The sequence below is a fragment of the Chryseobacterium nepalense genome (assembly GCF_023195755.1).
Taxonomy (GTDB): domain Bacteria; phylum Bacteroidota; class Bacteroidia; order Flavobacteriales; family Weeksellaceae; genus Chryseobacterium; species Chryseobacterium nepalense.
Genome location: NZ_CP096203.1, coordinates 896,243 through 916,583, shown reverse-complemented (window position 1 = coordinate 916,583; position 20,341 = coordinate 896,243). Strand labels below are relative to the sequence as shown.

Sequence of the window (20,341 nt, the reverse complement as noted above, 5' to 3'; positions counted from 1 at the left end):
GCGGAAAGCGCGAAAAAGCTCCTAAAAAAATCTAATAAAAAAATCCCGCAGAAAGCTCCGCGGGAATATGTTTTAATGTCTTTAAAATTAATTCTTAACAGCCGGCAGATTACCTGCCGCTTTCTGTACCTTTTTGTAGGTATAGGCACACATCACAATACTGAATTCGTAAAGCAGTAACAATGGCAATGCTGCCATCATCATACTTAAAACATCTGCCGGAGTGATAATCGCGGCTACTACCATGATCAGGACAATGGCATGGCGACGGTATGTTTTCATAAAAACCGGGGTTAATATTCCTATGGTTGTAAGGAAATAAATAAGAATCGGGAAAAGGAAAATAACTCCCATTCCGAGAACAACCTGTAAAAATAAAGTTGTATAGTCACTTAAATCGTAAAGCGGAATAATGATATCTGAAATTTTAAAAATAACTCCGAAATTAACGGCAAACGGAAGAATCAGGAAATATCCGCATAATACTCCCGTCATAAACAAAATCCATACGGAATTGATGATGAAAATAGAGTTTTTTCTTTCATTAGGATGAAGGGCCGGGCTGATAAACCTCCACAGTTCCCAAACAATGTATGGAAAAGCCAGAACAATACCGCCAAATATGGATACCGCCATCATAACATTAAACTGCTGGTATAATTTGCTGGCACGTACCGGGAAATCTTTAGGAAGGTGAATGCTGTCTTCACCCAAAATCATTCTTGAGAAGTGATTGACCATTTCAAAGGTGGCAAAATCGTTTCTGGTGGGACCGAAAAAAATATGATCCATGATCCAGTTGATGTTAAATCCGATAATGACTGCCGCAATGATGATGGCAAGAATCGAACGGATGAGGTGACCTCTTAATTCTCCAATATGTCCAAGGAAAGACATGTCTTTTTCACTCACAGGATGCTATTTTTAAGGTTTCAAATGTATGAAAAAAGTTTCGGTATTATATAACGTTAAATCTTTCAGCTTAATTAATTCCTTCGTCCAGCAGCTTATGAAGATCAATAATCCCGAAATACTTTCCGTTTTCCGTCACAACAAGCTGTCCGATATTGTTTTCTTTTAAAATTTTCATGGCTTCTTTTGCCAAAGCTGTTCTTTCAATGGTTTTCGGCTTGGCAGACATAATATCTTTGGCCAGTACTTTTGAAATATCATCGCCTTTCAAAAGCATTCTTCTCAAATCTCCGTCGGTAATTACTCCGATAATCTCATCGTTATTGGTAACAACAGTAATTCCGTGACGGGAACCGCTGATGGAGATAATAACGTCTTTTACGGTATCATGTTCCGTTACCTGCGGTTTTTGCGAAGACAAAAAATCATCCACTTTCGAGATCAGGTTTTTCCCAAGGCTTCCGCCGGGATGAAATTTAGCAAAATCATTAGCCTTAAAATCATTCATTTCCATTAAAGCAATGGCCAGAGCGTCTCCCAAAGCCATCTGTAAAGTGGTGGAACTTGTCGGGGCCAGTTTATTGGGACAGGCTTCCATATCGACATGCGTGTCCAGTATAATTTCTGAAAACTCTGCAAGCTTGCTTGTTTTATTTCCGGTCATCCCGATCAGTGCCGAAGAATATTCTTTAAGATAAGGAACGAGGTTTACAATTTCAGGAGAATTTCCGGAGTTGGAAATGCACAACACCACATCCTGTTTCTGGATCACTCCAAGATCTCCGTGGATGGCTTCTGAAGCGTGCAAAAACTGGGAAGGTGTTCCCGTGGAATTCAGGGTTGCAACGATTTTGTTGCCTACATGGGCAGATTTCCCGATTCCTACCACGATTAATTTACCTTTGGCAGAATGGACAATCTCCACAGCACGGGCAAAATCATCATTTAATCGGTGGCGGAGCTTTTCAAGTTCTGAAATTTCTATTTCTAAAGTGCTTTTCGCTATTGAGATAATGTCGGATCTTTCCATTTTACGTATATGAAGCATATAAAAATCAATTAAAAAAGCGTTATTTCTAAAAGAATTTTTATTATAAATATAATTTTTTATAAATTCGTTCGCTTTTATTTTAAGCGAAAAATTCATAACTTTGGATTAGATGCAAATTTAGCAATAAAATTAGATGAGCGCAAAAAAAGCCAATTTATCAGGCGAATTGAAAAAATATTTCGGATTTTCTACTTTTAAAGGGCAGCAGGAACAAATTATTGAAAACCTTCTGAACGGAAAAGATATATTTGTTTTAATGCCTACCGGAGGTGGAAAATCCTTATGCTACCAGCTTCCGGCACTTATTTCCGAAGGTACGGCCATTGTGGTGTCACCTTTGATAGCATTAATGAAAAATCAGGTGGATGCTGTGAACGGACTTTCATCTGATAGCGGAGTAGCCCATGTTTTGAATTCATCTTTAAACAAAACACAGACCAAACAGGTTTTTGACGATATAAAAAACGGAAAAACAAAACTTCTTTATGTGGCGCCGGAATCTCTTATCAAAGAAGATTATCTGGATTTTCTGAAGGAAGTGAAAATATCATTTTTCGCCATAGATGAGGCTCACTGTATTTCAGAATGGGGTCACGATTTCAGACCCGAATACAGAAATCTCAAATCCATTATCGATAAAATTGCCGATGTCCCGGTAATAGCCCTTACGGCAACTGCCACCCCAAAAGTTCAGGATGACATCCAGAAAACACTGGGAATGACGAATGCTCTGGTCTTTAAAGAGAGTTTCAACAGACCGAACCTCTATTATGAAGTACGTCCGAAAGTAAATGTAGATAAGGAAATTGTAAAATTTATCAATCAGAATAAAGGAAAGTCGGGAATCGTTTATTGCCTTAGCAGAAGAAAAGTGGAAGAGTTTGCCCAGCTTCTTCAGGTAAATGGTATCAACGCCTTACCGTATCACGCAGGTCTTGACCAGAAAGTGCGGGTAGCCAATCAGGACAAGTTTCTGATGGAAGAGGTTGATGTGATTGTCGCTACCATTGCATTCGGGATGGGAATTGATAAACCGGATGTACGTTTTGTCATTCATTATGATTTCCCGAAATCGCTGGAAAGCTATTATCAGGAAACGGGAAGGGCAGGACGTGACGGCGGAGAAGGCTACTGTCTTGCGTTTTACGATCCGAAAGACATTGAAAAACTTGAAAAATTCCTGGCTCAGAAACCTGTGTCGGAAAGAGAAATCGGGTTACAGCTTCTTAATGAAGTAGTAGGCTATGCCGAAACGTCCATGAGCAGGAGACAATATATTTTATACTATTTCGGGGAAAATTTTGATCCGGTAAATGGAGATGGCGCTAAAATGTGTGATAATTCCTCAAACCCTCCAAAATTGAAAGATGCTACAAATGATCTTAAAAGAGTCCTGCAGCTGATAAAAGATACGGGTGAGAAGTTTAAAGCAAAAGATCTGATTTCCATTATTGCCGGCAAGGAAACGGCTGTTACAAAATCCTATAAGCTGGAACAAAGCTCTTATTTCGGTTTTGGAAAAGAGGAAAAAGATAATCACTGGAAAACAATTTTAAGACAGGCAACGGTTCAGAATTTTTTACAGAAAGATATTGAAACTTATGGTGTTTTAAAGATTGCTGAAAAGGGTAAACTGGTTTTAGACGGAAAGCTGGAACATTCTTTCCTTATCGCCGAAGACAGGGAGTTTGACCTTACGCAGACAAAAGCCGAAAGTGATCAGGTTCAGATGCAGTCTGCCGGAGGATTGGACCAGAATTTATTCAATCAGTTAAAAGAACTAAGGAAAAAAGTTGCCAAAAAGCACGGAATTCCGCCGTATACAGTTTTTATGGACCCGAGTCTGGAAGATATGACGGTGCAATATCCCATAACGGTTGAAGAGATTGCCAAAATCTACGGTGTTGGTGAAGGAAAAGCTAAAAAATACGGTAAAGAATTTGCGGATTTTATCAGTAAATATGTAGAGGATAATAACATCGAACGTACTCAGGATATGGTGCTCAAACAGGTGGCTAATAAATCCAGCCATAAAGTTTTTATCATTCAGAGTACTGATAAAAAGATTGATCTTGAAGACATTGCAAGAGCCAAAAATCTTTCGATGGACGAATTGCTGAAGGAAATGGAACGCATCGTTTATCAGGGAACCAAACTTAATATCGATTATTATATTGAAGATAATTTTGATGAAGATATTGTAGACGGTTTCATGGAGTTCATGAACGAATCTGAAAGCGACAGCATGAAAGTGCTGCTGGATGAATTCGGGGATGAACTTTCGGATGAAGAGGTGAGAATGTTGAGAATAAAATTCATCAGCGATGTTGCCAACTAAATGAAAGATGTATTAAAATATCTTTTGTATATTATAATTTTCTTGATGGGATGTTATTTACTTTTACTTCTTTTTGGAGTATTTATAGACTGGTATCTTCAAGGAAAAAAATAAAAAAGAAACTCTTCACATGAGGAGTTTCTTTTTTTTAGAGACAAGTATTAATATAAAATTAAAATCTTTTTTTACATTAAAATCATTAATTATAGATTAGGATCAAGGGTTAAGAAAACTTTTTACTAATTTTACAGTGATGAAAAAGATTTCTGTCATATTTATTCTGCCGGATCTTGAAACCGGAGGCGCAGAAAGGATTGTTACCACAATTGCGAATCATCTTTCCAGAGATCGTTTCGAGCCTAAGATTTTGCTGTTACGCAAACAGGGAGGATATCTGAAATTTCTCAATAGAGATGTAGAAATCATTGACATTAATACTGAAAAAATCAGGCATTCATTAAAACCTATTCTGCGGGAAATATACCGCAGAAAACCCGATATTGTCTTTTCCGGATTTGGAGAGGTAAATGCGTATTTATCATTGTTTATCAAGCTTTTTCCGAAAACGAAATTTATCGCAAGGGAAACGAATGTGGTCACCCGGCACGTCACCAGAAAGGAAATCAAATTCTTCTATAATTTCTATAATAATTACGATAAGATTATTGCGCAGAGTGATGATATGATGCGGGATCTTATTAGAAATTTCAGCATAAAATCGAGCAAGATTGTTAAAATCAATAATCCTGTAGATTTTGATTTTATTGAATCAAAGCTTGCTTCCGCACAAAAGCCTGAGAGCTTTAAATTAAACTACAAAAACGTAGTAGCTATCGGGAATTTATCGGCAAGAAAAGGTTTTGATAATCTGCTGAAAGTTTTTTCCAGGCTGAAAAATGAAAATATTCTGCTTCACATTCTGGGAGACGGAAAAGACCGCGAAATGTTGCATCAGATGAAGGATTTCCTTGGCCTTGAACACGTCATCTTCCACGGCAGACAAGAAAATCCATATGAATTCCTGAAATATGCGGACCTTTTTATTCTCTCTTCGCGCTACGAAGGATTTCCTAACGTTTTGCTTGAAGCAGGGGCTTGCGGAACCTATTCGCTGGCCAATAATTGTCCGGGTGGCATTAACGAAATCATACAAAACGAAACTAATGGTGAAGTTTCCGATATAGAAAATTATGAAGATTTTTCACAGAAAATTTTAAAAATTCTTCATGAAAATCATGATGAAGATCTGATTAAAAGCTCTATCAAATCCAGGTTTTCTAAAAATATTATTCTGGATGCCTATGAAAAGGTACTGTTGAGCATGGTGAAATGATTCTGTTGTATTGTTCTTATGCAGTTTATTTTATACTTTTGATGCCTTTAATTTTATCCAAACTATAATAATTCCTCATGAATAAAATCCAGAGAATAGGATGCGCCTGCGAAAAACCCACATCAAATTATACGGAATACAGAAGTTCGGAATTAGGAATTGACCATACGAACGGAAGACATGCGGAAGTAAGCATTCAGCAGTGTAAGCTTTGCCAGAGAATATGGATTCATTACCTGGTTGAATTTGAACATTACTCCAAATCAGGAAGATGGTACAGGGGAATTGTTTCTAAAAAAAACAGGCCACAGATTACCCCCGAAAATGCTGTAGAATATCTGGAAAGTCTTGAATGGTATGTGTATGGAGGTTCTTATTTTGATTCCACAGGAGAATTTGGACAGGGAAAATTGAGCGTCGATTTATAATATCCTTAGATACTTATGAATTTATATGAATAAGTTTGAAGAGCTGAAACGTTACAGATTTATTAAAAAATTGCGATCAAACGCTATTGCTATCATAACAAATCAAATTGAGATTCATTCCGGATATTTTAAAATGCATTATCTTATTGGAAGAATAAATGATATCCAACCATTAGATATTGATTTAAATATTTTTGAGAAGTTCTATAACGAAATTCAATTTTATCCTGTCGGTGAAGAAAGAAAACTTTACAATATGGAATATCTTAAGAAACTTGATTCAAAATTAGAATTAGTAGATACAAAATATAAAAATTTGCTTGATGAAAAATGTAAAGAAATCATTGAGAAATTTAAAGATATTAAAGATTTTTGCTGAAAAGGTTTTTAACTTCGCTTTCTTCCAGAAAATTTGACAAATCTCACTTTCCCACCTGATAATTAATCGTTAAATTTGTAAGCATAAGAAAGTTAATAATAAACAAATTCATAAAATAACATGAGTCAATTCGATGTTACCGTAATCGGTTCCGGTCCTGGTGGTTATGTTGCTGCAATCCGTGCTGCACAATTAGGTTTCACAACAGCAATTATTGAAAAATACCCTACTTTGGGAGGAACTTGTCTTAACGTGGGTTGTATTCCGTCGAAAGCGCTTTTAGACAGCTCAGAGCATTTTGAGAATGCAAAACACAATTTTGCCGGCCACGGAATCATTATCAACGAACCTCAGGCTGATATCGCAAGAATGATCGAGCGTAAAAATGAGGTCATCAAACAAAATACAGACGGAATCAGCTATCTGATGAATAAAAACAAAATCACTGTTTTTGAAGGAGTCGGAAGCTTCGAATCTGCAACCCAGATCAAAGTAACGAAGAATGACGGTTCTACAGAAATGATCGAATCTAAATATACCATTATTGCTACAGGTTCCAAGCCATCTTCTTTGCCTTTCATCACGATTGATAAAGAAAGAGTAATTACTTCCACGGAAGCGTTAAACCTTAAAGAAATTCCTAAACATCTTGTGGTAATCGGAGGTGGAGTAATTGGTCTTGAATTAGGTTCGGTTTATTTGAGATTGGGCGCCCAGGTTACTGTTGTTGAATTTATGGATAAAATCATTCCAGGAATGGACGGCGCTTTAAGCAAGGAATTGACGAAAGTTCTTAAAAAGCAGGGAATGAAATTCATGCTTTCTACAGCAGTTTCTGCAGTGGAAAGAAATGGAGATACGGTAAAAATCACAGCCAAAGATAAAAAAGGAGAAGAAGTAACAGTTGAAGGAGATTATTGTCTGGTTTCTGTAGGAAGAAGACCGTATACAGACGGACTCGGACTGGAAAAAGCAGGTGTTGAGCTTGACGAAAGAGGAAGAGTGAAAGTAAACGACCATCTACAGACAAATGTTGCCAACATTTACGCGATCGGAGACGTTATAAAAGGAGCGATGCTTGCTCACAAGGCTGAAGAGGAGGGAGTTTTTGTAGCTGAAACATTAGCAGGACAAAAGCCTCACATTAATTATAACTTAATTCCGGGAGTGGTTTATACATGGCCGGAAGTTGCAGGAGTCGGTAAAACTGAAGAGCAGCTTAAAGAAGAAGGTGTTGCTTATAAAGTTGGATCTTTCCCGATGAGAGCTTTAGGAAGAAGCCGCGCAAGTGGTGATGTTGATGGTCTGGTTAAGATCATTGCAGACGAAAAAACGGATGAAGTTTTAGGAATGCATATCGTAGGAGCGAGAGCTGCCGATCTTATCGCAGAGGGTGTTATTGCAATGGAATTCCGGGCAAGCGCTGAAGATATCGCCAGAAGTTCTCACGCACACCCTACCTATGCAGAGGCCATTAAAGAAGCGGCATTGGATGCTACGGCAAAAAGACCGATTCACATGTAATGTTGAATTAAAAAAAATTCAATCATTTAAAAATATTTGTAAATTAGGAGAGGCATAAGCCTCTTCTTTTTTTATGAAAAGGTATTTTTAAATACAAGTGTTATGAAAAGTATATGTATAAGTGTTTTGCTTCTCTTCGCAGTCACTTCATTGGCGCAGGAAGCAGGAAAAGCAGGTGAGCTCCTGAAGAATGAAGCTTCCAAAACTGAAATTGGATCTGTAAATAATAAAAAATCCGGTGTAAACGGCAAAAATAATCCAGGTTTCAGAAACCAGGGAAATAGTGGTTTCAGAACAAATAGTCCGCAATACCGCTGGAATCAGGAATATGGGTACTCCGAAGTTTTTCTCAGAATTCCCGAACAGGGATTTTTCAGTGTGGAAATAGGCGATCAGTTTATCTCCAATAATTCAGGGAAATTCCGGTTTTTTGATCTGCCGGCAGGAAGAATTCCCATTTCAATCTATGAAAGCGGCTATTTATTGTACAGAACTACGCTGAATGTAAGAAACAACAGCAGACTGGTTCTTGATTTTTTTACCAATGAAGGTTTATTTTTGCTGGATTCTTATCCTGTTCAGTCTTACGGCTTCAACAGCTGGAATGATATCTGGAACAATCCGTACGGAAACAGCGGAAATATAAACTATCCTAATGTGATGGACAATCAGACATTTCAGCAGTTTATGGATACAATGAAGGATAGAGCCTGGTTTGATGATAAAAAACTGGCATTTATCAATCAGCAGGGCAGACATGCGATGTTTACCTCGGAGCAAATCAGTATGTTGGTAAAAGATCTTAGTTTTGATAAAAATAAACTGGCTTTGGCCAAATCATTATTTCCGAAATGTGTGAATAAGCAAAAGTATTTTATTGTTGGAGAAGCATTGGATTTTGAAAGCAGCAGAAAGGAACTGATGGATTATATTTCTAAATTATAAAACATTTGATTCAAATATCAGTTCAACTAAAAGAGGGAAGTTTTTCCTCTTTTTTTTGTCCATTTTTCATTTTTGCAAGTTCGGCTTATATTTCCGTACCTTTACCCACTAATTTTATGATCAATGCAACTCGGAAAAACTCAGGCTTTAAAAATTTCAGATAAAAATAATTCAGGATGGATCTTAACGGATGAATCTGGCGAAAAGGCTTTTTTGCCGAAGATTTTCATTCAGGAAGATAAAGAAATAGATGATGAAATTGAAGTCTTTGTATATCAGGATGACAACAAACTGAAGGCAACTACGGAAATTCCATTGGCGGAAGTGGGAGAGTTTGCCGTAATGAGCTGTGTTCAGAGCCTTCCGAGTGGTGCTTTTATGGATTGGGGGATTATCAAAGATCTTTTTATTCCATACAAACAGCAGAAAACAAAAATTGTAGAAGGTAAAAGATATCTTGTACACATATATGTTGATGAAGACCTGGAACTCATCACCGGAACCACAAAATTTAAAAGAAATCCGCAATATCAGGAGCTGCCATTCAAAAAAGGAGATAAAGTAGATCTTATCATGATGAATGAAAGCGAGTTGGGCTGGAATGTGGTTATCAATAAAAAATACATAGGTCTTATTTACGGTTCTGATGTTTTCAAAAAACTGTATCCTTTATCCGAAGAAACCGGTTATATCAAAGCCATACGTGAAGACGGTAAGATCGATGTTTCACTCCAGCCGGAAGGTTTTGAAAATATTGATGAGTTTAAAAAGAAAATTCTGGATAAACTGGAAGAAAATTACGGTCTCCTATACGTTTCCGATCAGTCGTCTCCTGAAGAGATCAAAGATGAGCTCCAGATGAGTAAGAAGAATTTTAAAAAAGCCATTGGCGGACTTTATAAAGATAAAGTTATTGATATCCTTGACGATAAAATCAAATTATTATAAAACAAAAAAGAGCAGAATTTTCTGCTCTTTTTTGTTACTCTCTATTCTTCACCATCAGCCAGCCGGTATAGACTCTGCCGTCGGAAACTTTAATTGTGTACCAGTAATTTCCTGTAGAAATCGGGCTTCCGTTGAGCTTGCCATCCCATTCCAGAGGTTTTTTAAGGATCACTTCCCTGAAAACCGGTAATCCTCTTCTGTCATACACGCTTACCTCAGTTCCCGGATAATTTTCCAGTCCTGCGACCTTCCATTTATCATTGTATCCATCACCATTCGGAGTAAAAGCATTCGGAATATTGAAAATCGAAAAAGGTTTTTGTCCAATAAAACAGCCTTCTTTGGTTCGCACATAAACAATATATTCGCCGATATTTAAATTGGTGAAAATATTTGAAGTCTGCCACGTAAAATTATCCAGGGAATATTCAAAATTACCGGCAGCAGAAAGCGTAACTGTTGCGGATCCATTATTAACCGTTACAGCCGTAATTTCCGGCAATGTAATATAATTCACCTGAATCTGGTCGGAACTCTGGCATCCGAAGTTATTGCTTACCGTAACCGAATAATTTCCGGCAGCAGAAACCGTAATGGTTTGGGTAGTGTCTCCGGTATTCCATAAATAGGTGGCAAATCCGTTTCCTGCATCCAGTGTTACGGTTTTGCCTTTACAGAACTCAATTTTTTCAGGAAGCTCCAGTACGGGTTTTGGGTTTAAGGTAAGGCTTAGTCTTACTACGGCAAAACATCCGTCTGCTGTGGTAACTTTTACATGAATTACTGTAGAACCTACATTCAGAAGATAATTGGTTGGATTGATAATAGGATTTCCAATATTATCGGTATAAGTAAAAGTATATATTCCGGGATTGGCTATAATATTAGACTGATACGAAGTAAGGTCTACCATCATTGAATTTGCCGTTGAACTGTTGCACGCTGTTGCAGAATAATCATTGGCAGGAACATTATTGGTTGAGAGTGTTACCGAAACTCCAAATTTCTCAGATTCACAATTATTTAAAGTCTGTGTTACAAAATACGTCACACCGTGAACCAAAGGAGTCGTTACAGGTAATACATTTCCTGCGGCATCGTAAAATATTAACGAAGTACCGGAAACAATTAAATTAGATAATTTTGGATTTGAAGAAGCACAGAAGTCCTGAGCCGGGTTTCCTGTTGGCTTGGGAGTTTCGTTAATGGTTACCAGAACAGCTGTCTTATTACTTTCGCAGCCGTTGACAGTTTGTGAAGCGTAGTATGTTTGTCCGTTTACAAGTGCTGTGGTGGTGGTTAAGATATTTCCTGCTGCATCATACCATTTGATATTCTGTCCTGTAATCTGGATATTTGAAAGTGCAGGATGATTGCTTGCACAGAAAGTTTGCTGCGGATTTGCAGTAGTTGGCAAGGCTGGTGCAGTTACGATTACATCTTGATTTTGTGATGAAATATTTCCGTTTCCATCATCATAATTCCAGTGAATTACATATGTTCCGGGAAGGGAGTAGGAAAGTGGATCTGTTGTTGTGGCAGTAATGATTCCGGCGCAATTGTCTGTTGCCGTAGGAATTGCTGAAATTACCGTATGGCAGTCTCCTGTGATGGTTGGAAGCGCTGAAGCATTTGGGACCGGCGATGTTGGGTCGCCTACAATTACGTTTACGGTGAAAATTCCATCACAAGCTCCGGAACCGGTAATCTCACAAGTATACGTTCCTGAATTAATCGCTGTCGCACTTGGTATTGTAGGATTTTGTAGTGTTGATGTAAATCCGTTTGGCCCTGACCATTGATAAGTTGTCCCGCCCATTGCATTTAGTTGGACGGCAGAATTCATGCAGACCGGAGAGTTGGAAGTCACTATACCAGAGGATGTACAATCCTGAAACTTTGCAATAAATATATCATTTGAAGGATGTCCTCCCTGTTGCTGAAATGTTCCGGGGGTAGCAATTCCTGTAGTGTTATTACTTGACATTCCTGTAAAATAAATATAACCCTCGTTATCTTTTGTAACAGTTCCTAGCTGTGTTCCTCCGTTTCCTCCATAAAAAGTTCCCCATTGCTTTACATTATTGGAATCATATTTTACCATAAAAGTTTTTAGGGAAGGTCCCGTATCTTCCATATACGCATTAGGTGTAGCGATTCCTGCCTGGTGAATATGATCAGATAATCCCGAGAAAAATACATTTCCCGTAGTATCAATGTGGGCTGTTAATTGAACTGAATATAAAATAGGCAGATTAATTTTTACAATAGTATTTGTATTCAGATCTACTCTCCATATTCCGGCCGGCCCGTAAACCGGACCGCTAAAATTAGGAAACTCACCTGCTAATATTAGAGTATTGTTTACAATTCTTGCTTCCCAAACATATTCCTGAATTGAATTTCCAAAATAGCTGGATCGTAGCAAAGTGCCTGCGCTTTTCGAAAACTTTAGATATAATCCGTCAGTTACACCCCCGAATGTAGTTTGAAAAGCGTTGATCATAGGAATATTAGGAGAACGGGTTGCCCCAATAACTTCAAGCTCGCTTCCTGTAGAAGAAAATATATTATAAATAGAAGTAGAGTGGTCGGTTGCACCGAAGAATGTAGATCGGAGTGTATTACCGGTTGACGCATCCAGGGTAATAATGTAACCGTCAGTATATCCATTTGGGCTAAGTTTTGTTGGCTGTGGAGCGTTTAAAGTTGGAAAATCAGGACTCATTGTCTGCCCCCCAAGAAAAACCTGATTATTATTGTATGAAATAGTATACATTTCATCAACAGAGTTTCCAATAAAATTTTTTTGATAAATCAGCGCGCCATTAGCATTAAATTTAGTTATTACAACATCTTGATTGCTTGCTAGCCTGTAAACTGTACCTGCCGCATAAATATTATAATTTTCATCGAATGCAACATCGTTAAACGAATCATCTTTTATAGTTCCATAATAAGTACTCCATAATCTTTGTCCGGTTTTTGTAATTTTCATTAAGAAAGCATCAAACGCAGCAAGAATATTTTGTTGATAAGCTCCTGAAGTTGAAATATTAGTAGGGCTTGCTGTTGTTCCGTAAAGATATCCTGTATTTTGAGAATCTGTTTTAATTCTTCCGTAATCTTCACCAAAGCCACCTGCATAGCTTCCCCAGATTCTCGTAGGAACTGGATCAATGACGATAGTTTTATCTGAAATATCAAAAGGACTGTTAAAACCGAAAGTCTGATCTCCAAAATCCTTAAAGGAAACATCAATATTTTCTTTTTCATTCCCCGAAATCCAGCTGCTTGGAATGTTTTCGTACATTTCTCCAAAACGGACTTTCATTAATAGTTTACTATCTTTAATAGATGTTGAAGCACCTGTAAATTTCATTTTAATATCGGAAATTTTTCCTCCCGGATTTATGATGAAATTATATTCAACAGGTTTTAAAGTATCATTTGGCTTAAAAAAAACTAAATCAATATTCGGATAAATATTTTTATATAAAACTTTTTTAAAGCAATGAACATTTGTTACGCCTTTTGGTTGATTGGGAATATTGTAATAATTGTTATAATCAGAGGACTTTCCTTCTGCAATAATTTTTACATTCTTATTTGAATTTACCAATTCAATATCTACCCGATGAAATTGATTTTCATATAAGAACTCATCACTAAAATATTTTTTTGCACCAAGTGACTGGTCTTTGTCAAATTTTGAAGAATTTGGATTTGTAGTCTTTATCGTTTCATATACATCGTACGAAAATCCGTTGGATCGCAGCTGTACATTCAGTCCCGCAGAATGAAAAAGGTATTTTACATTGGGATTTGCATTTCCATCCTGGTCAACAATCTGACCCTTGTTTTCATAAAAGAAATAATCTTGGTTTTGATAATTTTTCTTCTGAGAGAAAAAGAGCGTACAATAGAGAAAAGCAATAAGAAACGGTATTCTTTGCATTGGTTACTAATTTTCCGGCAAATATAATAAAATCAATACCTCTTAAAGATTAAAAATGTTTAATACGATTCTATTATGTTAAAACCTGATGCATATCATAATTATTTTCTTTAATTATTTTGTTTAACAATTTTGTCAAAACATTTGATTGATTTATATTTGCACAAATTTGTTTAACAAAAATGTCAAATCAAACAAAAAAAGACCAAACACAGGAATTAATCAAAGAAACTGCAAAGAATTTATTTTTTGTGAAAGGGAAGTTTGATGCCACCACACAGGAGATTGCTGATGAGGCCGGGGTCAACAGAACGCTGATCAATTATTATTTTCGATCAAGAGATAATCTGATCCAGATCATTTTTGATGAAGCGCAGAAAGTAGAACACGAAAAATCTGAAATCATTATGAATTCTGATTTACCGTTTAAGGAAAAGATTGGCCAGTTCATCGAAGGAAGTTTGTCTACCAGTCTTCAGTATCCATATTTGGAAACCTATATCGTTTCACAAATCAACAAAGGAAACTGCCATAAAAAAGATATTGAAGAAGATGAATTAAAAAAACTGTATCAGGAAGTAGAAGCAGAAATGGAGCTGGGAAATATTGAAAAAATGGCACCCATTCAGTTTGTCTTGAATATGATTTCCCTATTGGTTTTTCCAAGTGCCGTAAGACCTTTATTAATGGAAAATCTAATGATAGATGAAGTGACATTCGATAAAATTATTTCAGAACGGAAAGACATCATTTTAAATATATTATTTAAAAATTAAAAATGTTAAAGTATTTTAAAAAATGAATCGTCTTTTAGAAATAAAAACTACAGCAACAGCAATTACATTAAAAAAATAAACGAAGTATAAAATTATGAAAAGAAAACGAATAACTGCACTAAAGCTTAAAATAGGAATAGCGGCTGCATTTATGATTTTCGGCTTTTCATCACTATCTGCACAGCAGCAGGTTTCCCTTCAGGAGGCCATTAAACAGGCGCTCCAAAATAAGACGGAAGCTAAAAAAGCTGCTTTACAGGTGAAAAAAGCTGAATACAAAATTGATGAGGCCAGAGCCGGAGCCCTTCCGCAGATCAGTGCCAACATCAGTAATACTTTTAATCCGATTCTTCAGAAATCTGTGCTTCCCGGAGAAATTATCGGGATGCCCGGACAGCTTGTTCCCGTTACTTTCGGAACAAAATGGCAGTCGGTAAATTCAGTGTCGCTGTATCAGAATATATTTGATCAAAGGGTTTTTACAGGGTTAAAAGCGGCTAAATCTACCAGAGAATTTTATCTGCTTAATTCTGAACTTACCAATGAACAGATTATCGAAAATGTAGCGACTGCCTATTACCAGGTATTTGTTCAGGAAGAAAACCTTAAAACCGTAGAAGCCAGCTATGCCAATACGGAAAGAGTGAGAAATGTTATTAAAAGTCTGGTAGATAACGGACTGGCAAAATCCATTGATCTTGACCGTACCAACGTTCAGCTTACGAATATCGGTTCAAACAGACAACAGCTTGTAAATGCTGTTGAAGTTTCAAAAAATGCACTGAAATTCTATATGGGAATCCCGATCAGTACACCTATTGAACTGGAAGAAAAAACCATCGAGCCGAATACTGCATTATTAGATACCGCTGCCAATTTGGAAACCCGTTCAGAGATTAAAGTATTGAACAAACAGAAAGAACTTTTACAATACAACAAAAAAGCTACTGAAGCTTTACTGTATCCAACGGTTGGCCTGCAGGCAAACTACGGATGGCAGGGACTGGGTAATAAGTTTCCGTATTTTACGGGAAGCGCCCAGGGAACAAACTGGAGTGATTATGCGTCTATAGGTTTAGCGATTAAAATCCCGATTTTCTCAGGCGGATCGACAAGAGCGCAGATTCAGCAGGCTGAAATTGATATTCAGGATCTTGATCAGGATATTAACAATACCAGAGAAAGTCTCGACCTTGATTATAAAAATGCCATCAGTAATATGGAAAATGCGATCATTAATATCGAAAGCATGAAGGATAACGTTGGTCTTGCCGAAAGAGTTCAGAAAGATACACAATCCAATTATCAATATGGTCTTGCCACACTTACCGAAGTGCTGGATGCTGAAAATGCCCTTACTCAGGCTAAGCAGAATTATGCAAATGCTTTATTGGATTATAAACAGGCTGAAATTAAATTAATCAAAGCAAAAGGACAATTAAACACATTACAAAACCCATAATAAACTACAATGAAAAAAACTCTAATATATATTATCGTGGCAGCTGTACTGGTCGGTCTAGCGGCGTACAAAATTGCAGGAAATAAAGAAAAGCAGACTCAGGAAGTAAAAGAAGTAGCCAAGCAGGTAGACAAAATCAATGTGAATGTGGTTACGGTTTCCAGAGAAAATATAGATACGGATTATTCTGCCAACGGAACATTCATTCCAAAGCAGGAATCCAACCAGTCTTCTGAAATCTCCGGAAGAATTGTAAGTGTTCTGGTTAAAGAAGGGTCAAGAGTAGGTGCCGGCCAGGTTTTGGCGACTATTAAAAAAGATGCCATCGAAGTAGACGTTACCCAGGCTCAGAACAACTTGCAGAATGCTATTATTGATAATCAGCGTTACGAAAATGCTTTCAAAACAGGAGGGGTGACAAAGCAGCAGCTTGACAATTCAAGATTACAGCTTAAAAATGCGCAGGCGGCAGTTCGTGCGCAGGGGGTAAAAATAAACGATACCAGCGTTCGCGCAGGAATCAGCGGTACCATCAACAAGAAAATGGTGGAACCGGGAATGGTAGTCGCACCGGGAACTGCTTTATTTGAAATTGTGAATATCAATTCATTAAAGCTTTCAGTTTTAGTTGACGAAAGCCAGATCGGGAAAATTCAGATCGGGCAGGAGGTTCCTATTAAAGTAAATGTTCTTCCTGAAGATTCTTTTGTGGGAAGAATTACATTCATTGCTCCCAAAAGTGATGCTTCTTTAAATTTCCCTGTTGAAATTGAAGTTCAGAACAAAGGAAACCTGAAAGCCGGGATGTATGCTACAGCAACATTTAAAACCAACCATGGCGCGGAAACTCAGAACATGCTTACGGTTCCTGCAGAAGCTTTTGTAAATGGTGTAAGTTCAGGACAGTTATTTGTTGTTCAAAATGGTGTTGCAAAATTGATTAAAGTAACCGTTGGGAAAGTGTACGGAGATAAAGTTCAGGTGCTAAGTGGACTGAATGGAGGCGAACAGGTGGTAACCAGCGGACAGATCAATCTGGATAACGGGTCTAAAGTAAATATCGTAAAGTAGAAGATCTATGAAGTTAGCAGAAATATCGATTAAAAGACCATCGTTGGTGATCGTATTATTTACGATCCTTACGTTGGGTGGTATCCTGAGTTATACACTCATGGGATACGAATTGATTCCGAAGTTTGAAACCAATATGGTAACAATTTCTACGGTATATCCGGGGGCTTCACCCGCAGAGGTGGAAACATCGGTTACCCGAAAGATCGAAGACGCCGTTGGTTCTTTGGAAAACGTGAAAAAAGTAGAGTCTTCTTCCTATGAAAGCTTATCCGTAATCATGGTACAGCTGAATGACGGAGCAGATGTGGATTATGCTTTAAATGATGCTCAGAGAAAAGTAAATGCGATCTTGGCAGACCTTCCGGATGATGTGGATGCCCCGTCCCTGAATAAATTCTCACTCGATGATTTACCGATCATCACGATGAGTATTTCATCAGATAAATTAAACAGCAAAGATCTGTACGACCTTTTAGATAAAAAAATAGAACCGATTTTCTCCCGTGTAAACGGCGTGGCACAGGTAGATCTTGTAGGGGGACAGGAAAGAGAAATTCAGGTGAATCTTGATGAGAAGAAGCTGCAGGGGTATGGGCTGTCAATTGGCGATGTTCAGCAGGCAATTTTATCTTCAAACCTTGATTTTCCTACAGGGAGTCTGAAAACAAGAACCTCAAAATCTACCATCAGGTTATCAGGAAAATATAAATCGGTAGAAGAAATGAACAATCTTGTGGTTTCCAATAAAAATGGAGCACAGGTTCGTTTATCTGATATTGCAACGGTTTTTGACTCCCAGAAAGATGTTGAAAAAGTAGCAAGGTTCAATCAGTTTCCTACTATTTTGATGCAGGTGAAAAAACAGTCGGATGCAAATGCGGTTTCCGTTTCGGAAAGTGTTCAGAAAACTATTGAAACCGTACAGGAAGCATACAAAGCTCAGGGAATTAAAGTAAAAGTTGTAAATGATACAACAGATTTTACCCTGGAATCTGCCAACCACGTTATCTTCGACTTGTTCCTTGCGATTATCCTTGTGGCTATTGTGATGTTATTATTCCTTCACAGTATCAGAAATGCATTTATCGTAATGGTATCAATCCCGGCTTCCCTTATAGCAACGTTCATTGGAATGAATCTTATGGGTTATACACTGAACTTAATGAGTTTATTAGGGCTCTCGCTCGTAGTAGGTATTCTTGTGGATGACGCGATTGTTGTACTGGAAAATATTTACCGTCACATGGAGATGGGGAAAAGTAAAATCCGTGCAGCATACGACGGAGCTTCGGAGATTGGATTTACGGTTGCGGCAATTACCTTGGTAATCGTGGTAGTATTCCTTCCGATTGCGATGAGCTCCGGTTTGGTGGCCAATATTCTGGCACAGTTCTGTGTTACGGTAGTAATTGCGACATTGTTGTCATTGCTGGCTTCGTTTACCATTATTCCTTGGCTTTCTTCAAGATTCGGTAAGCTGGAACATTTAACCGGAAAAAACTGGTTTGAAAAATTCATCCTTTGGTTTGAAGGAATGATCGACCGATTTACCCACTGGATCACAGGAATTCTGGAATGGTGTCTGAAAACAACCCTGAGAAGAATTTCTACAGTTGTAATAACATTCGTTGTTTTAATTGCTTCTTTCATGTTGGTGGCATTCGGATTTATCGGAGGTGAATTCTTCCCGCCGATCGACAGAGGACAGTTCCTTGTTCAGATGGAATTATCAAAAGATGCAACTGTTGAAAAAACAAATCAGCTGACATTGGATGTTGAAAAGTTTTTAAGAAATGACAAAGACGTTGTAGACCTTATCACCACGGTAGGGCAGCAGTCAACCGGTTTCGGTGGGGCTCAGGCTACAACTTACCAGTCTGAGGTTCAGGTAAACTTGACCGACAAGTCTGAACGTTCTGAAAGCACAAATATCAAAGCGGCAAAAATAAAAAGAGCGTTAGAAGAGAGATTTACCGGAGTTGAATTTAAAACCGCTCCAATCGGAATCATGGGTGCTGAAAATGCGCCGATCGAAATGGTGGTAACCGCACCGGATAACGCAACCGCTGTAAAGGAAGCAACAAGAATCCTGGAATTACTGAAAAAAGTTCCCGGGGCTGTAGATGCTGAATTATCTACCGATACAGGAAACCCTGAAGTACAGGTAAATATAGACAGAGATAAAATGGCTTCTTTAGGATTAAATCTTTCCAGTGTAGGACAAACGATGCAGACTGCATTCAACGGAAATACAGATGGGAAATTCAGAGCCGGAGAATATGAATATGATATTAACATTCGTTTCGGAGATGCCAACAGACAATCTATTGATGATGTTAAAAACTTAATGTTTACCAATCCGCAGGGACAGCAGATTCGTTTAAGTCAGTTTGCTGAAGTTAAAATGGGTTCAGGACCAAGCTTGCTGGAACGTAGAGATAAGGCACCTTCTGTAAAAGTAAGAGCCAAAGCTGTAGGTAGACCGGTAGGAGATGTGGCCAATGAATGGGCTAAACAATTCATGGATGGCAAAAACAAACCTGTAGGTGTAGATTATATCTGGAGCGGAGACATGGAAAACCAGCAGGAAGGTTTCGGTACTTTAGGAATTGCTTTACTGGCAGCTATCGTATTGGTGTACCTGGTGATGGTTTCTTTATATGACAGTTTCGTGTATCCGTTTGTGGTATTATTCTCCATTCCTTTGGCAATGATCGGAGTAATGGTGATTCTTGCACTTACTGCCAATTCATTAAACATCTTTACCATGTTGGGGATGATCATGTTGATTGGTTTGGTTGCAAAGAATGCGATCCTGATCGTCGACTTTACCAATGCGAGAAAAGCTGCAGGAGCCAACACCCATGATGCTTTGGTACAGGCTAATCACGCCCGTCTTCGTCCGATTTTGATGACAACAATTGCGATGATCTTCGGGATGTTACCGATCGCATTGGCTACAGGAGCCGGAGCAGAGATGAACAAAGGTCTTGCCTGGGTAGTTATCGGTGGTTTAACATCATCTCTATTCCTTACCTTGATTATTGTACCGGTGGTTTACTCTTTATTTGATTCCATCCTGAGAAGAATGGGCAAACATGAAAAAGTGGATTATGAAGCTGAAATGAAAGCCGATTATGATCACAGAGAACTGAGTGAAGACGGTTATACCCCGAAACATTTAGACTAATATAACAACAACCTTAATTAACC

14 protein-coding genes are annotated in these 20,341 nt (G+C 37.9%); 11 read left to right on the top strand and 3 right to left on the bottom strand.

All coding sequences use genetic code 11. The features are described from left to right. Positions 1-87 precede the first annotated feature (87 nt). Positions 88-912: a twin-arginine translocase subunit TatC gene (gene tatC / locus M0D58_RS03925; RefSeq protein ID WP_248393700.1), complete on the bottom strand. Its 825-nt coding sequence runs from the start codon at positions 910-912 to the stop codon at positions 88-90. Positions 913-982: 70 nt separating this feature from the next. Next, complete coding sequence (locus M0D58_RS03920; RefSeq protein WP_248393699.1) at positions 983-1,942, bottom strand: KpsF/GutQ family sugar-phosphate isomerase; 960 nt, start codon at positions 1,940-1,942, stop codon at positions 983-985. Positions 1,943-2,096: 154 nt separating this feature from the next. Here M0D58_RS03920 and recQ point away from each other — a divergent pair, with 154 nt between their 5' ends. The 7 genes from recQ (at position 2,097) to M0D58_RS03885 (ending at position 9,858) form a co-directional block, all read left to right on the top strand. Further along, positions 2,097-4,301: a DNA helicase RecQ gene (recQ, locus tag M0D58_RS03915; RefSeq protein ID WP_248393698.1), complete on the top strand. Its 2,205-nt coding sequence runs from the start codon at positions 2,097-2,099 to the stop codon at positions 4,299-4,301. 253 nt (positions 4,302-4,554) lie between these two features. Further along, complete coding sequence (locus M0D58_RS03910; protein WP_248393697.1) at positions 4,555-5,634, top strand: glycosyltransferase; 1,080 nt, start codon at positions 4,555-4,557, stop codon at positions 5,632-5,634. A gap of 77 nt (positions 5,635-5,711) precedes the next feature. Beyond that, on the top strand, positions 5,712-6,062 hold the full coding sequence (locus tag M0D58_RS03905) for a hypothetical protein (RefSeq protein ID WP_248393696.1): 351 nt from the start codon (positions 5,712-5,714) through the stop codon (positions 6,060-6,062). Between the two features lie 25 nt (positions 6,063-6,087). Beyond that, positions 6,088-6,441 carry a DUF2489 domain-containing protein gene (locus M0D58_RS03900; protein WP_248393695.1) on the top strand — a complete coding sequence of 118 codons (354 nt, stop codon included), beginning with the start codon at positions 6,088-6,090 and terminating at the stop codon, positions 6,439-6,441. 120 nt (positions 6,442-6,561) lie between these two features. Continuing rightward, positions 6,562-7,965 (top strand): dihydrolipoyl dehydrogenase, encoded by a 1,404-nt coding sequence (gene lpdA / locus M0D58_RS03895; RefSeq protein WP_248393694.1) that lies wholly within the window; start codon positions 6,562-6,564, stop codon positions 7,963-7,965. Positions 7,966-8,067: 102 nt separating this feature from the next. Further along, complete coding sequence (locus M0D58_RS03890; protein ID WP_248393693.1) at positions 8,068-8,910, top strand: proline and serine-rich protein 1 family protein; 843 nt, start codon at positions 8,068-8,070, stop codon at positions 8,908-8,910. A gap of 123 nt (positions 8,911-9,033) precedes the next feature. Beyond that, the gene (locus tag M0D58_RS03885) at positions 9,034-9,858 is read left to right on the top strand and encodes a CvfB family protein (RefSeq protein ID WP_248393692.1); all 825 of its coding nucleotides are present in this window, start codon (positions 9,034-9,036) and stop codon (positions 9,856-9,858) included. A 34-nt stretch (positions 9,859-9,892) separates the two neighbouring features. On the opposite strand, the gene M0D58_RS03880 is transcribed toward M0D58_RS03885, so the two are convergent. Continuing rightward, positions 9,893-13,816: a DUF7948 domain-containing protein gene (locus M0D58_RS03880; protein ID WP_248393691.1), complete on the bottom strand. Its 3,924-nt coding sequence runs from the start codon at positions 13,814-13,816 to the stop codon at positions 9,893-9,895. Positions 13,817-13,998: 182 nt separating this feature from the next. On the opposite strand from M0D58_RS03880, the gene M0D58_RS03875 reads away from it, so the two are divergent. From M0D58_RS03875 to M0D58_RS03860, 4 genes are all read left to right on the top strand, one after another. Continuing rightward, positions 13,999-14,592 carry a TetR/AcrR family transcriptional regulator gene (locus M0D58_RS03875; RefSeq protein WP_248393690.1) on the top strand — a complete coding sequence of 198 codons (594 nt, stop codon included), beginning with the start codon at positions 13,999-14,001 and terminating at the stop codon, positions 14,590-14,592. A gap of 94 nt (positions 14,593-14,686) precedes the next feature. Beyond that, on the top strand, positions 14,687-16,054 hold the full coding sequence (locus M0D58_RS03870) for a TolC family protein (RefSeq protein WP_248393689.1): 1,368 nt from the start codon (positions 14,687-14,689) through the stop codon (positions 16,052-16,054). 9 nt (positions 16,055-16,063) lie between these two features. Then, positions 16,064-17,125 carry an efflux RND transporter periplasmic adaptor subunit gene (locus M0D58_RS03865; RefSeq protein ID WP_248393688.1) on the top strand — a complete coding sequence of 354 codons (1,062 nt, stop codon included), beginning with the start codon at positions 16,064-16,066 and terminating at the stop codon, positions 17,123-17,125. A gap of 7 nt (positions 17,126-17,132) precedes the next feature. Beyond that, complete coding sequence (locus M0D58_RS03860; RefSeq protein ID WP_248393687.1) at positions 17,133-20,318, top strand: efflux RND transporter permease subunit; 3,186 nt, start codon at positions 17,133-17,135, stop codon at positions 20,316-20,318. The last annotated feature ends 23 nt before the right edge of the window (positions 20,319-20,341 follow it).